Annotated in this window: 12 protein-coding genes; 8 read left to right on the plus strand and 4 right to left on the minus strand. The window is 56.4% G+C overall.

Annotation, left to right across the window (positions count from 1 at the left end; all coding sequences use genetic code 11):
• Window positions 1-141: 141 nt before the first annotated feature.
• Window positions 142-495 (plus strand): hydroxyisourate hydrolase, encoded by a 354-nt coding sequence (uraH, locus tag ACR0AA_RS16205; RefSeq protein ID WP_480663721.1) that lies wholly within the window; start codon window positions 142-144, stop codon window positions 493-495.
• 5 nt (window positions 496-500) lie between these two features.
• Here uraH and ACR0AA_RS16210 read toward each other — a convergent pair whose 3' ends face one another.
• Window positions 501-1,421, minus strand: coding sequence for a LysR family transcriptional regulator (locus ACR0AA_RS16210; RefSeq protein WP_480663719.1), 921 nt, complete (start codon window positions 1,419-1,421; stop codon window positions 501-503).
• A gap of 101 nt (window positions 1,422-1,522) precedes the next feature.
• On the opposite strand from ACR0AA_RS16210, the gene ACR0AA_RS16215 reads away from it, so the two are divergent.
• Window positions 1,523-2,755, plus strand: a complete 1,233-nt coding sequence (locus ACR0AA_RS16215) for a urate hydroxylase PuuD (protein ID WP_480756445.1) — start codon at window positions 1,523-1,525, stop codon at window positions 2,753-2,755.
• 67 nt (window positions 2,756-2,822) lie between these two features.
• Here ACR0AA_RS16215 and ACR0AA_RS16220 read toward each other — a convergent pair whose 3' ends face one another.
• Window positions 2,823-3,725 carry a LysR family transcriptional regulator gene (locus ACR0AA_RS16220; protein ID WP_480663715.1) on the minus strand — a complete coding sequence of 301 codons (903 nt, stop codon included), beginning with the start codon at window positions 3,723-3,725 and terminating at the stop codon, window positions 2,823-2,825.
• A 155-nt stretch (window positions 3,726-3,880) separates the two neighbouring features.
• Between ACR0AA_RS16220 and xdhA the strand changes: the two genes are divergently transcribed.
• From xdhA to guaD, 5 genes are all read left to right on the plus strand, one after another.
• Entirely contained in the window at window positions 3,881-5,344 is a 1,464-nt protein-coding gene (gene xdhA / locus ACR0AA_RS16225; RefSeq protein ID WP_480663713.1) for a xanthine dehydrogenase small subunit, read from the plus strand.
• Between the two features lie 15 nt (window positions 5,345-5,359).
• Window positions 5,360-7,678: a xanthine dehydrogenase molybdopterin binding subunit gene (gene xdhB, locus ACR0AA_RS16230; protein WP_480663711.1), complete on the plus strand. Its 2,319-nt coding sequence runs from the start codon at window positions 5,360-5,362 to the stop codon at window positions 7,676-7,678.
• Between the two features lie 3 nt (window positions 7,679-7,681).
• Window positions 7,682-8,560, plus strand: a complete 879-nt coding sequence (gene xdhC / locus ACR0AA_RS16235) for a xanthine dehydrogenase accessory protein XdhC (protein WP_480663709.1) — start codon at window positions 7,682-7,684, stop codon at window positions 8,558-8,560.
• A 43-nt stretch (window positions 8,561-8,603) separates the two neighbouring features.
• The gene (locus tag ACR0AA_RS16240) at window positions 8,604-10,205 is read left to right on the plus strand and encodes a xanthine/uracil/vitamin C permease (RefSeq protein ID WP_480663707.1); all 1,602 of its coding nucleotides are present in this window, start codon (window positions 8,604-8,606) and stop codon (window positions 10,203-10,205) included.
• A 62-nt stretch (window positions 10,206-10,267) separates the two neighbouring features.
• The gene (gene guaD, locus ACR0AA_RS16245; protein ID WP_480663705.1) at window positions 10,268-11,593 is read left to right on the plus strand and encodes a guanine deaminase; all 1,326 of its coding nucleotides are present in this window, start codon (window positions 10,268-10,270) and stop codon (window positions 11,591-11,593) included.
• A gap of 381 nt (window positions 11,594-11,974) precedes the next feature.
• Here guaD and ACR0AA_RS16250 read toward each other — a convergent pair whose 3' ends face one another.
• Entirely contained in the window at window positions 11,975-13,462 is a 1,488-nt protein-coding gene (locus ACR0AA_RS16250) for a flavin-containing monooxygenase (RefSeq protein ID WP_480756446.1), read from the minus strand.
• Between the two features lie 12 nt (window positions 13,463-13,474).
• A complete protein-coding gene (locus ACR0AA_RS16255; protein WP_480756447.1) occupies window positions 13,475-13,933 on the minus strand; it encodes a cupin domain-containing protein in 459 nt (152 codons plus the stop codon).
• A gap of 121 nt (window positions 13,934-14,054) precedes the next feature.
• Here ACR0AA_RS16255 and ACR0AA_RS16260 point away from each other — a divergent pair, with 121 nt between their 5' ends.
• Window positions 14,055-15,026 carry an AraC family transcriptional regulator gene (locus ACR0AA_RS16260; RefSeq protein WP_480756448.1) on the plus strand — a complete coding sequence of 324 codons (972 nt, stop codon included), beginning with the start codon at window positions 14,055-14,057 and terminating at the stop codon, window positions 15,024-15,026.
• Window positions 15,027-15,040: the final 14 nt, after the last annotated feature.

Below are 15,040 nucleotides of genomic sequence, written 5' to 3' on the forward strand. Positions count from 1 at the left end.
TTTCCTTCTTCTTCTTTTCATCAATACCTCAGATAATTTTAGATGTTTTTCAAAAAATTCAGAAAGCAGCTTCGAATAGACAGCCTTTGCCCCCTGCGACGAAAACAGATTAGTTACCGTGTAACTTGAGGAGTAACGCACATGACCGGTTACCTTACGACACATGTTTTGGATACGGCGCGGGGGTGCCCCGCCGAAGGATTGAAAATCGAGCTGTTTCGCATCGATGGCGCAGAACGCACTTTGCTGAAAGCTCTGGTCACTAATGACGATGGCAGGACCGACGAACAGATTTTGCCCGAGGCAGAGTTTTCAACAGGCGAATACGAACTGATCTTCTATGCCGGAGATTACCTTGATGCCTCAGGCACCCCTCCTGAGGACCCACGTTTTCTGGACGTGATACCGATCCGCTTTGGCATGTCCGAACACTCACATTATCATGTGCCGTTGCTTCTTTCGCCCTTCGGTTACTCGACCTATCGTGGAAGCTGAGCGACTTACCGAAACGTATTTGTCGCGGCAATTGAAGATCCGATGCGGTCTATTATAAACTCCATGAACAGCCGCGTTTTAGGATCCTGCATACGGCGGTGCGTAAACAGACAAGCCATTTGAATCGGTTCCGGCGGCGTTTTTTCTGCAACCGGGACCAGATTTCCGGCCTTAAGATGCTGAGCAATCTCAAAAATCGGTTTCAGTGCAATGCCATGGCCGCCCAGCGCCCAATCCGTCAACACATCGCCGTCATCTGACTCATAACGCCCAGAGACTCGGAAACGTTTTGGTCCCGCATCAGTTCTCAAGAGCCACTGAAATTCGGTCGCACCCGGAAACCGCAAACTGAGACACTCATGCTGATCAGCGATAATGTCATCGCCGCTCTCAGGCATCCCACGTTTTTTGATATATTTCGGAGATGCGCAAAGCACTCTTTCGACATCAGCAATCTTGCGAATACGCAAGTTGCTGTCCTCTGGCTGACCGAGGAAAAACGCCAGGTCCAGTCCCTCAGTGGTCAGGTCCACCTTTCGATCCGTCAACCTTAGCCTAACATTCACCTCCGGGTATTCGGCCAGGAACTTTGGCACCTGCGGCGCAATCAATCGTCGCCCAACACCCAAAGGCGCTGCGACATAAAGTGAACCTTTCAGGTTCTCTGTAATGTTGACGATCTGAGCTTCAGCGCGATCAACCGCTTCAAGTATCTCTGCCGCCCCCCGATAGAAAGATTTTCCTTGCTCGGTGGGCGTAAGACTGCGCGTAGTGCGTTGAAACAACCGCACACCGAGATGCTCTTCCAGTTGTGAAATTCGTGCCGAGGTCACGGCCGGTGAAACCCTCAGATCACGGCCTGCGGCAGACATGCTGCCCAATTCGTAGACACGGACAAAAGTGCGAATGTTGTCAAGATAGGACATTTTTTTGCATTTTTTGATACTGCTTGGTCTTTACCAGCAATACCAGAACAAAACTGTCTCGCATAGAGTGACCGGAACTAAAGAATCTTAGGAGCAATGCCATGTATGACCTGGCCGTAATGTGGGAGTGGATCGCCTTTTCCGTCCGCTGGCTGCATGTGATCACCGCAATGGCGTGGATTGGAGCGTCATTCTATTTTATCGCACTCGATCTCATGCTTAAGCCGAACCCCGCCCTGCCGGATGGGGCCTACGGCGAAGAGTGGGAAGTGCATGGGGGCGGGTTCTATCATACCGTCAAATACCTGGTGGCACCTGCGCGGATGCCTGAACACCTGACCTGGCACAAATGGCAAAGCTATACGACCTGGCTGTCCGGTGCGGCTCTGCTGATGATCATTTACTGGGTCGGCGGCGAGTTGTTCTTACTTGATCCAACCAAAGTGGATTTGGCGCTGTGGCAGGGTATCCTGATCTCCGGCGGATCACTAACCATTGGTTGGCTGCTGTACGATCAGATGTGTAAATCCAAGCTGAGCGACCACCCGACCGTACTGATGCTATTGCTGTTCGTGATCCTTGTGATCATGTCCTGGGGCTATAACCAGATATTCACCGGTCGTGCCGCGCTTTTGCATCTTGGTGCGTTCACCGCGACGATCATGACCGCCAACGTGTTCTTTCAGATCATGCCAAACCAGCGTATTGTGGTCGAAGACCTCAAGGCTGGTCGCACGCCAGACGCCAAGTACGGCAAGATCGCCAAGGTGCGTTCTACGCACAACAACTATCTGACTTTGCCGGTCGTGTTCCTGATGCTGTCAAACCACTATCCGCTGGCCTTCGGCACCGAGTATTCCTGGATTATCGCCAGCCTGATCTTTCTGACTGGTGTCACTATCCGTCACTACTTCAACACGATGCACGCAACCGGAACCGGCCCGCACTGGACTTGGGCAGTGACAGTCATTCTCATGGTTGTGATCGCTTGGCTTTCTTCGGTGAGGCCCACGGAGACCTGGGAAGATGCGGAAGCGCGGGCACTTACACCGTATGAGGAAAAATATGCGTCAGCCGCTGGTTTCGAAGAAGCGTACGACACGGTTATCGGCAACTGTTCCATGTGCCATGCACGCGAGCCGGTTTATGGCACCATTAAATGGGCCCCCAAGAAGGTGTACCTTGAAACACCCGGCGACGTTGCCCGTCAGGCCGACCAGATTTATCTGCAGGCAGGGATCAGCCATGCGATGCCGCCCCCATCTGCGGTGCAAATGGATGACGAAGCGCGCCAAACCATCATTGCATGGGTGCGTGAAGTCAGAGACCAGTAAATGCCGGCGCTCACTAAATCGAAGATTGCAAACCGGGTCGCGACGCCCGGTTTTTCTGTTTTTTGCGCTACGCGAAATAGCGTTTGCTGTGCTGCGCGATATGTTCAACAAACAGGCGCACTTTGGGGTCTTGAAGTTTCTTATGTGGATAGAGACACCCGAAAATCGTTGGTAATGGTGGCGTTTGGGGTAGTAACTCGACCAATCGACCATCGTTTAGGTATTCGCGCACATCAAAGCGCGGCTTATTAACGATCCCCCTGCCCGCCAAAGCCCAGTCGGTCAGCACGTCACCGTCATCCGCATCGTATCTTCCACGCACTTCAAGTTTCCGCGGGCCCATGTCGGTCTTGAGCGTCCAGAAATACTCAGGAGATCTGGGATAGCGCAGCAACAAGCAGTTGTGCGGTGTGTGCAACAAGTCATCTGGTGTCTTAGGCACACCAAATTGCGATAGGTAATCCGGCGACGCGCACAGGACCCGATCGCAATCCGCGAACTTCCGCAATTTCATTGTGGAGTCGCCGGGTTCTCCAATAAAGAATGCGATGTCCAGCCCGTCCGCTAGAATGTCCACCTTCCGGTCGGACAAACGCATACGAATCTCTGTCTCAGGGTAGCGATCCGAAAACTCCGGGACCAATGGCGCAACGATTCTCCGCCCGACGCCCAGCGGTGCAGTGATGCGAATGGCGCCACGGGGAGCATCTGAAAAGCTGGCGACACGCGCCTCGGCGTGATCCAATGCCAGCAGAACGGCCTTGGCCTCATCGTAAAAAATTGTTCCAACTTCGGTCGGCGTCATTGACCGGGTTGTTCTGTTGAACAGCCGCACGCCCAAATGGTTCTCCAACTCTTTCAAGCGCTTGCTGGCCACCGCCGGAGTCAACCGAAGGTCGCGCCCACCGGACGTAATGCTGCCCAACTCCATCACTCTGACAAAGACACGCAGACTTTCAATGTACGACATTTGATCCTCCCAGTGGTGAGAGAGTGCGTTACGATCAATTCTTTTTCAACGTTCTGTTGAAAGTATTTGCCATTTGCGGCGATTTTCCGACCCAATCTTTGCTTTTATGGTCCTTCCGATCACCCGCCGGAAGGCAGGGGCAGAGGGAGAATTCCATGACGCATCGCACCAACATCCAGTTTATCCTCAATGGCAAGGATGTGTCCGTCCCAAACGTATCAGCAGACCAAACGCTTTTGGACTTTCTGCGCCTGGAGCGCCGTCTAACTGGTACAAAGGAAGGCTGCGCCGAGGGCGACTGCGGCGCGTGCACCGTGCTTGTCGGACGGCTTGGCGACGCCGGCCTGACCTATGTCCCAGTGAATGCCTGTATTCGGTTTCTCGCCTCCGTCGATGGTTGTCATGTTGTGACAATCGAACACCTGTCCGGTCCCGACGGTCGCCTGCACCCCGTTCAACAAGCCATGGTCGAGCATCACGGCAGCCAGTGCGGGTTCTGCACACCGGGGTTCGTGATGGCGCTTTACGCCCTTTGGATGCAGACACCCGAGCCGACCGAAGCGCAGGTTGAGACCGCTTTGCAGGGCAACCTGTGCCGCTGCACCGGATATGAACCAATCATCCGCGCCGCCGTTGCCGTCAGCCGTTATGGCACCCCAGCGTCGGACTACTTGAATACTGAGCGAGAATTCATGACCAAACGTCTGGCTGGTCTCAAAGACGGACGGCGCGTTGCGTCCGGCCCTGAGAACAACCTGAGCATTATCCCATCCAGCGTTGATGACCTTGCCGAGTGCCTGCAGACGTACCCCAAGGCCACAATCGTGGCTGGTGCCACAGATGTAGGTCTGTGGGTCACCAAATTCCTGCGTAACATCGGGCCTGCCATCTTCACAGGTCACCTCGAGGACCTGAAAACCGTCGAAAGACAGGGTTCCCTCCTCCTGATCGGTGCTGGTGCCAGCTACACCGATTGCCAGGAACTCCTGTCAGAGCACTTGCCGCACCTGTCCTCTTACTGGGATCGCATCGCAGGGTGGCAGGTGCGGAATATGGGAACCGTTGGCGGGAACATCGCCAATGGCTCCCCCATCGGGGATACGCCGCCTGTTCTGATCGCGCTCGGCGCGGACATCACGCTGCGCCGTGGCTCAGAAGTCCGGACCCTGCCTCTCGAGGAGTTTTTCATCGACTACGGCAAACAGGATCGCAAGCCTGATGAGTTTGTTGAAAGTATCCGTGCCACTCTGCCCGGGCCTAACGATCTGGATGCGGCCTACAAGATTTCCAAGCGCCGCGACGAGGATATCTCTTCCGTGGCGGCCGGCATCCACATGACGGTCACGGACGGCACCATCAGCAACGCCCGTATCGCATTTGGTGGCATGGCTGCCACGCCCAAGCGTGCATCGTCTGCCGAGGCGGCGCTGAACGGTCAACCCTGGGCACGCGAAAGCTTTGAAGCCGCCGCTGTGGCGCTGGCGCGAGATTTCTCTCCTCTGACCGATTGGCGTGCTTCGTCCGACTACCGGATGCTGACCGCGCAAAACCTGCTGCGTCGGTTCTTCCTCGAATACGACGCTAAAACCGACACCCCCGTTCAACTGGCTTGCGCCTAATCAGGAGACGACAAAGTGAAAGACAACGTTTCCATCATTGGGGCGGCCCACACCAACGTAAACCACGACAGCGCGATCAAGCATGTCACTGGGCGGGCCGATTACACCGACGACATTGCCCAACCCGAAGGCACGCTGCACGCGTATCTCGGCGTCTCTGACGTCGCGCACGCCAAGCTATTGGGCGTCGACTTCACCGATGTTCTGGCCGCGCCCGGCGTTGTCGGCGTGTTGACCGCGGATGATGTGCCGGGGGCCAATGATATCAGCCCGACACATCTGAACGACGAACCGGTTTTCCCAACCGATGCCATTCAGTTTCATGGGCAGCCTTTGTTTGCTGTAGTTGCCGAAACCCGCGACATCGCGCGCCGGGCCGCCGAACTGGCAAAGATCGAGTACGAAACCCTGCCCCACGCGCTGGACCCTATTTCCGCGCAAGACGCCGGATACCCGCATGTCACGGCACCGCTCAAGCTGGAGCGCGGCGATGTCGCGCCCGCGCAGGAAGCCGCCCCCAATCGGATCAAAGGCCGGATGAGTGTTGGCGGTCAGGATCACATGTACCTCGAAGGTCACATCGCTTTTGCCATTCCCGGCGAAGACGATGACGTGGTCGTGCATTGTTCCACGCAGCACCCGTCCGAGGCGCAGCATATGGTAGCCCATGTTCTTGGCGTACCGTCCAACGCCGTTGTGGTCAATGTGCGCCGCATGGGTGGCGGATTTGGCGGCAAGGAAAGTCAGATGAACCTGTTCTGCGCTGTTGCTGCTATGGCCGCGAAGAAATGGAACCGCGCCGTGAAAATCCGCCCCGACCGGGATCAGGATATGACGGCGACCGGTAAACGCCATGACTTCGTGATCGACTACGATGTCGCCTTTGACGACGACGGCCGCATTCGGGCTGTCGAAAGCAGCTTTGCTGCGCGGTGCGGGTTCTCGGCCGATCTTTCGGGCCCTGTGACCGACCGGGCGCTCTTCCACGCGGACAACGCCTATTTCTATCCAAACGTGCGCCTGAACAGCCACCCGATGAAAACCAATACGGTTTCGAATACCGCGTTTCGCGGGTTTGGCGGACCGCAAGGCGTGATCGCGGCAGAACGGATGATCGAAGAAATCGCTTATGCCACGGGGCAGGACCCGCTGGATGTGCGAAAGGCCAATTTCTACGGCGCCGACGACCGCAACATTACCCCGTACCACCAAGAGGTCGAAGACAGCATTCTCGACCGGTTGGTCGGAGAGCTGGAAGAGACCTCGGAATACCGCCAGCGCCGACAGGACATCATCGAATTCAACAAGACTTCGCCGATCCTGAAAAAAGGTATCGCGCTGACACCGGTCAAATTCGGTATTTCCTTCACCGCGACCTGGTACAACCAAGCCGGTGCCTTGGTTCATGTCTACAATGACGGCTCGATCCACCTGAACCACGGCGGCACCGAAATGGGGCAGGGCCTCAACACCAAGGTCGCGCAGGTCGTGGCCGAGGCGTTCCAGGTTGATTTCAGCCGGATCAAGATCACCAAAACGACCACCGAGAAAGTTCCCAACACCTCGGCTACTGCGGCCTCCAGCGGGACCGACTTGAATGGTATGGCCGCCTTGAACGCGGTCGAACAGATCAAAGAGCGTCTGGTGAAATTCGCAGCCGAGAACTGGAACGTCGCCCCTGAGGAAGTGGCTTTTCACGCCAATCAAGTCTTTATCGGCCAAGATGTTCTGCCGTTCGAAGTGTTCATCAAGCAGGCCTATCTGGCCCGTGTGCAACTGTCGGCAGCCGGGTTCTACAAAACTCCGAAAATCCACTGGGATAGGGCCAAGGGTCAAGGGCGACCGTTCTATTACTACGCCTATGGCGCGTCGTGCTCGGAAGTGACGATTGACACCCTGACAGGTGAGTACCGCGTAGAACGTACGGATGTGCTGCACGATGTCGGACGTTCGCTGAACCCGGTGCTTGATAAGGGTCAGGTCGAAGGCGCGTTTATTCAGGGCATGGGGTGGCTGACCACCGAAGAGCTCTGGTGGGATGATGCCGGTCGTCTGCGCACGCATGCTCCGTCGACTTACAAAATCCCGCTCGCGTCAGACCGCCCACGCATCTTCAATGTCAACCTCGCCGATTGGTCAGAAAACCGCGAATTGACCATCAAACGGTCCAAGGCCGTTGGCGAGCCACCGTTCATGTTGGGAATCTCGGTGTTCGAAGCCCTGTCGATGGCCGTGGCCTCTGTTGCCGACTACCGAGAATGCCCACGCCTTGACGCTCCGGCAACCCCCGAGCGTGTGCTGATGGCAGTTACACGGCTGAAAGAAGGTCCCTGAGCCATGACCGCCCTGGGTTCCCTAAACGAATTTCTGTCCGCTCAGCGTTGCGTGATCCAAGTTGCCCTTACGCGTGTGCGCGGGTCTTCTCCACGCAATGAGGGGACAGAAATGTTCGTGACTCCAAAGGCACTTTGGGGAACCATTGGTGGTGGGCAATTGGAATTCATGGCCATCAACGCAGCGCGGGACATGCTGCGCGACGGTACGCTGCACCAGGATTTGGATGTACCGCTTGGCCCTGAAATCGGGCAATGCTGTGGTGGTCGCGTCGAGTTGCAGCTGAACCGTATGCGAGTGTCAGACAAATGGGCCGCAACAGAACGTGCGGCCCGGCGCGAGCAAGCACTGCCGCACGTATACGTCATGGGCGCAGGCCATGTCGGGCGTGCATTGGCAATTCAGTTTCAGCACCTACCGGTACGCTGCATCCTCGTCGATACACGCGCTGACGAAGTCGAGCTTTGCACCGCAAATGTCGAAACCCGAGTGAGCGCCATTCCAGAGGCCGAAATCCGGAGTGCCCCTGCAGACAGCGCCTTTATCATTCTGACCCATGATCATGGGCTCGACTTCCTGCTGACGTCTGCAGCGCTGGAACGTCAGGACGCAGCATATGTGGGGATGATCGGATCCGCCACCAAGCGGGTAAAGCTCAGAAACTGGGCGCACAAAAACTGTGACGGACAGTCTATCGAACACTTGAATTGCCCCATTGGGGCAAGCGGTAGCCGCGATAAGCGGCCCAGCGTCATCGCCGCCTTTGTGGTGGCCGAAGTGATGGCTGAATTGACCTCTGAAACTGCCGCGACCGCCCTGACCGGGGCAAACCAGGCGCCCGCCGAGGGCCACCATAGCGACCGGAAAGGGAGAACGGCCTGACATCCGTCGGGCAATTCCGGTCATATCAGAGGAGGAGACCGTCATGGACGGGAGGACCTACGAATACAAGCTGTTTACCCGCAGCGACTTCAGCGCTTTCTGGGCGCTGTTTACCGACAACCTTGTGAACCTGCTGATCCTTTCCGGGGTCTGCCAGTTCGTGTTTCAGATGCCTGCAGAGATCGTCTTTGGCCGCATCGTTCCCGGTGCCGCTATCGCGATTTTGGCCGGTGTGGCCGTCTACACGTACCTCGCCAAATGGGCGGCATCCGCTCAAGGCAAAGACGTAACGGCCTTGCCCTACGGCATCTCGACACCGGTAATGTTTGTCTACTTGTTTGGCGTGATCGGACCCATTTACTGGGCGACCAACGACCCGATGCTTGCATGGCAAGTGGGTATTGGCGCCGGATTTATGGGCGGCATCGTGGCTGCACTTGGTTCCGTGATCGGACCGTACCTCAAGCGGATCACGCCGCGCGCCGGGATGCTGGGCACGCTTTGCGGCATCGCACTGGTCTTCATCGGCGCCGTCCCACTGGCGGAAGTCTTCGAAAACCCAATCATCGGCTTCACGTCACTGCTGTTTATCCTCTGGGGCCTTATCGGTCGTTTCCGCCTTCCGGGCAATGTACCCGCCGGTTTGGTTGCAATTGCTGCCGGTACCGTGATCGCAATTCTTCTTGGTGAGTCCAAAATTGACGTAAGCGGCATCGGTTTTTACCCACCGATCCCGTATTTCGGTGACCTCGTTGCCGGTGTGCAGTACCTGTTCGCAAACCCCGAGCTGTTCCTGGTGCTGATCCCCGTGCAGATTTACAACTTCATCGAAACGATGAACAACGTAGAGTCCGCCGAAGCTGCAGGCGACCATTATCCGGTCGGACTGTGTCAGGTGACGGACGGAGCAGGCACGATGCTGGGTGCTCTCTTTGGTTCGCCCTTCCCGACAACCGTTTACATAGGTCACCCAGCCTATAAGCGGCTGGATGCTCATGCAGGGTACATCGTCGGTGTGGCAGTCGTTATCGCTGCTGCTGCGTTCCTTGGCTTTCTGTCCTTTCTTGCCGGCCTGATCCCGATTGCCGCCGCTGCACCTGTTTTGGTCTTTGTCTCTGTGAGCCTAATCACCAATACAGCCTGGGCTGTGAAGCCGATGCACATGGCAGCTGTGTCCTTTGCGATCTTGCCTCACATCTCGGCCTTCCTGATGGTTAAATGGGGTTCATTGATGAATGCTCTGCGCAGTTCCGGTGTCGAAGGTTTGCCGTCTTTGGGTGATGAGGGGCTGACTGCGGCCCTTCTCATGGAAGGTGCCCATTACGAAGGTCATCTTGCCTTAAGCCAGGGTGCGATCATTACTGGTTTGATCTGGGGTGCAATCGTGGCCGACGTGATCGACGGTCGATTCCGGATGGCAGCGGCGTTTGCTTTCGCGGGCGGACTGATGTCTTCGTTTGGAATCATTCACTCCTACACGCTGCAGATGCCTCAGCTTGACGGGATCACTGTTGGCTACTGGATCATCGGCGCATTCCTCTATGCTTACCCGGTGCTCGCACCGAAAGAGGACCTCGAGCATCGCGTCATCGTGCCGGATGAGCCGGATCTCATCGACGACGACTCGCCCGCCCAACAGGCCTGAACCATCGAGGGCAGCTGCACGGCTGCCCCCACCCTTCCCTTTCAAAGTAACCGAGACTATTCATGACACAGAGATTGCTCCGCGGTCGTCTGCTGACCTTTCACCGCGAACCGCAGAACGGCGAAGATTTCGACGCTTACACTTATCTCGAAGACGGTGCCTTGCTGATCCAGGACGGGATCATCCAGGATACAGGACCCTTCGCCGAGATCAGTGCGAAAGCCGGGAATGTACCAGTGACAGACCATCGCCCGCATCTGATGATGGCTGGTTTCATCGACACGCACATTCACTTCCCGCAAGTACAGGTGATCGCCTCTTGGGGCGCGCAACTTTTGGATTGGCTCCACAACTACACCTTTCCGGAAGAGACCCGCTTTGCTTCGGAAGAGCACAGCACACTTATGGCTCGGGCGTTCTTCGATCAGCTCGTCACGCACGGCACGACGACTGCTGTTGCATATTGCTCGGTCCACAAGACATCGGCGGACGCCTTCTTTACCGAAGCGACAAGACGCAACATGCGCATGCTTGGTGGCAAGGTCCTGATGGACCGCAATGCGCCCGAAGGTCTTCAGGACACGCCACAATCCGGGTACGATGACACTAAGGCCTTAATCGCGGATTGGCACGGTAAGGGCCGGAACGGCTATGTCATCACGCCTCGTTTCGCAATCACGTCAACCCCGGAACAGATGGCGATGGCGCAAGCGCTGGCGCAGGAACATCCGGACTGCCACATCCAGACGCATCTGTCGGAAAACAAGGATGAGATCGCCTTTACCAAGCAACTTTATCCGCAGGCCCGCGACTATCTGGATGTCTACCAGTCTTACGGTCTGCTGGGGCAAAAAACGTTTCTTGGGCACTCCATCCATCTGGAACCACGCGAGATCGACGCTCTTGCCGAAACCGGTGCGCATCCCGTGTTCTGTCCGACCTCAAACTTGTTTCTTGGCAGCGGTCTTTTTGATTATAGTGGTTTGAGAGCGCGAGGTATATCGAACGGTATCGCGACCGATGTTGGGGCAGGCACCAGCTATTCGATGCTGCAAACCCTGAGCGAGGGTTACAAGATCCTGCAGTTGCAAGGGTCGGCACTGCATCCTCTACAGGCCTTTCACTGGGCAACGCTCGGAAATGCGCGCGTTCTTGGGTTGGAAGATAGAATTGGAAATCTCGACCCCGGAACCGAGGCAGACGTTGTTGTCCTGAATGCGCGCAGCACGCCCTCCATGGCCTTACGCATGAACCGTGTGGGCAGTCTTGCAGAGGAGTTGTTTGTTTTGCAGATGATGGGAGATGACCGCGCGATTGAGGAGGTATATGTCTCCGGATCACCCAGCAAGATTACGCCTGATCAAATACCCAAGGCCCAAGTTTCATAACGGAATCGCCAGGCTATCTGACTGTTCTTACCGTGCCACTCGCTTCGGATGAGGATTTCGAACAATATGGGTTATGTCGCAAGCTTTTGGTTCAGATTGAGGGAAGGCTTGTTCCGTCGCTCGGACGGGATGAAAACAAGGGGCTTGCCGTGATTATCTCAGATTCGACAAAGTACACCGATTTGTCTTTCACTTTGATGTACGTTTCACCCATTCTTCAGGAAGGGTCACTTGCGCACTCAGTACACCTACAGCCATTCACGCACTACCTATGTGAGCTTCGCCTGCATGAAAGTCCTGCATATCCGAGGTTCGGATTGAATCTCTGTCAGCCCGACTAAAGTCGGGCCGATCTTTTTTGCGGCCGGCGCATCCGAGGTGCTACACCGCCTGGTACTGCGGGCAGGAGGCGAGGTATTCACTGTACGCCCTGTGGTTGGGATAGCTGAATTGCTCGGCCAACGGGTTCGACCGTTTGTTCTTTTTAGCCCCCATATCCGCAAGCAATTCGTCAAGGTGCTTAAAATGGAACGGCGCCGAGCACTGACCGCCATAGATCTGAGCCGCAGGGCGCTCATGCCGTTTCCAGTTCAGCATCATGTCGATGTTCTCATTCATCTGTGCTGCGGTCGGTTGCTGTTCCAGTTGACCATCAGCATAGCGCACCAGCCAGTTCGCGATCATCTCGGCCGACAGGATGGTGCAGAACGACGAATTGAACCCGACAAATCCCATATCCGGCAGGTCGGGATTTACCGACAGACGATAGGTCCGGTACTGGCCATCGGATTCAATCAGCTTATCCTGATATTCTTGCGGCAAGTACGGAACGCCCATCTTCCAACCCACGGCAAGGATCGAGACGTCGGCCTCAACCTTTTCTCCGGTGCTCATGTAAATGGTCTTGCCGTCGTACCGGTCATAAGTGCCTTCGATGTTCTTTAGCGTTCCGTCGTTCAACGCTTCAAACAATCCCGGGGTCACAATAGGTACTGAACAGGAGATATCCTTCTCAATCGGGACTTTGGGTACAAGGTTATGCTTTTTCAGCCCGAGTTGTAATTTGAGCAAGGTCTCCAGCCCACGGAAGTTCGCCCAGACCAACGGCTTGAAAAGGGTCGCGATTGTGCGTTGCAGGCCGGTCCTGCCCCAAGAATTGAACTGCTGTTCCTGCGCCCGCATGTAGAGCAGCCGTTTGAAGTTGATGCCGCCCACGAAATAGGGAATGCGCCACATCCGTTCACGATAGACCCAATGGACAGAACGCGCGCCGTTCTTGACGGCATTGACCGCAATATCCGTGGCGGACTTGGACCCGCCCAGCACCACTACGCGTTTGCCTTTGACCACCGAAGGGTCCGTGTATTCGGACGAATGCATGACCTGCCCACCGGCCGCTTCAAAGGACTCCTGACCGGGATGGGTAATGATATTCTTGTCCGAGAATTGTCCGGTGCCGATGGCCACGAAATCGAAATCCTCGGTCCAGCGCTGGCCGCCGGAGTCCAGCGTCAGGGTCCAACCGGGTTCCCCGTCCGAGCGCCGATCCATGGAAACCACATTGGTGTTGAGCCGGAAGAGCCGCTGCAGATTGTGCTTGTCTGCATAGGAATGCAGATAGGCGTGCACCTGAGGACCCTTGGGCCATTCCGGATATTCATCCGGCATCGGGTGATCGGTATAACAATATAGATCCTTGGGGGATTGGGTCTGCACATCCGGGTAAGACCGGCTGAGCTCCCATACACCGCCAAAATCGTGGCTTCGTTCAAAACCGACGACGCTGTGGCCGCGTTCGTCAAAGGCCTTGGCGGCCGCAAGGCCCGAGACCCCACCCCCGATGACCGCTACTTTTTTGCGTTTGGCCATGTCTGAACCCCCTTAACCCGCGCCCGGAGGCGGCGGCAGGAAGTCGACCTCGTGCAGGGCCGACAGGCGCACCAGTTCGTCGGGGTCTGTCACGCCGTCCAGCTGACCAAAAAGGTCAAAGAGCTTGCGAGCCGGCGCAACGCCAAAGACACATGTCGCCTCCGCCCCAGAGCGGTTGAAGATGCCATGCGACTTGCCCATCGGCATCCGCACGAGATCACCGGCACTGGCCGGATGCGTTGTTACTTTGCCTTCATCATGGCCAAACTCGACCTCCAGATTTCCGGTCAGCATATATATCCATTCATCCTGCGTCGGGTGGATATGGGGCGGGACAAAGGTGCCGTCCGGGATCTGCGCGTGCCAGATAAATGCATTCGGGCTGTGCAGTTTCGGGGTGTAAATATGTCCGACAACGTTCCAGGCCCTGTCGCCGACATGACCGTCGCTTTGAGTGATGCCCAGGTCCATGTTGTTTCCTCGCTGTTGTTGCAGGAATACTCTGCACCGAACCCGGTCCGAGGCATTATCCACTTTGCGAGTCAAAAAGGTTCAGGCTTGAAATAGTTTTCCCATCGGGTAGTTTTTTTTCATGGGGCATCAGGGCACATTGCTTGAGAACTTTAATGTTCTGCGCACACGTAGGCTGGACGAAGCGCGGGCAGCCGTAACGCAGCGCTATTGCGATCATCGGCTCGAGCTTTTCTCAGATGGTGAAGTCACGGTCGTGCATCACCATGTTCGCGGCGCTCAGGTCTCGCTTAACGTTCTTGGGTATGGGGCCGACGTCGCGATCAACCCCGGAGAACTAAAGGATTTCTATCTGCTGCAACTGCCGATGGCCGGCAGCGCCCGGATTGAACATCGCGGCGAAGAGGTTGAGGCGAGCGCCAGCTGCGGCACGTTGCTCAACCCCGACAGGCCGTCGCGGATGGTATGGAAGGGTGACTGCCGCAAGCTGATGGTTCAGATCGACGCGGATTACCTTTCGCGCGTCGCAACCGAGGAAATCGGCGCAGAGCTTCCCGGACCTGTGCGTTTTGACCCGAAAGTGGTGCTTTCGGAAAAGGCCGGTCAGCGTATCAGAGCCATGTCTCTTATTGCGGCACGGGCCTTTGATACGGGACGCGTGCGACCGATCGCGCAGGATCTCAACCTGCTCACGCTAGAGCGGCAGATTGCGGTCACCTTGCTGAAAAACCAGCGCAGCAATATCTATCACCTCATGAATGCGGTGGTGCCGCCCTGCTCTGCCGCGCATGTGCGCCGCGCCATTGCCTTTATCCATGAAAATGCCCACGACAACATCGGGTTGTACGATATTGCATGTGCCGCAGGGGTGCATCACCGCACGCTGCAAACGGCGTTTCGCGAGAGTTTGGACATGACCCCGATCCAGTTTTTGCGCGACGTTCGTTTGGACAAGGCGCGGTTTCATCTTCTGCGGCGTCAGAACCGCGCGAGTGTGTCTGAAATCGCCTATGACTGCGGTTATAGCCATTTGGGTCGCTTTTCTCGGGACTTCCGCGCACGGTTCGGCCACGCGCCAAGCGAGACCCGGTAGATCCGCGGCCTCAT

The sequence above is a fragment of the Ruegeria sp. CE8 genome, assembly GCF_056537465.1.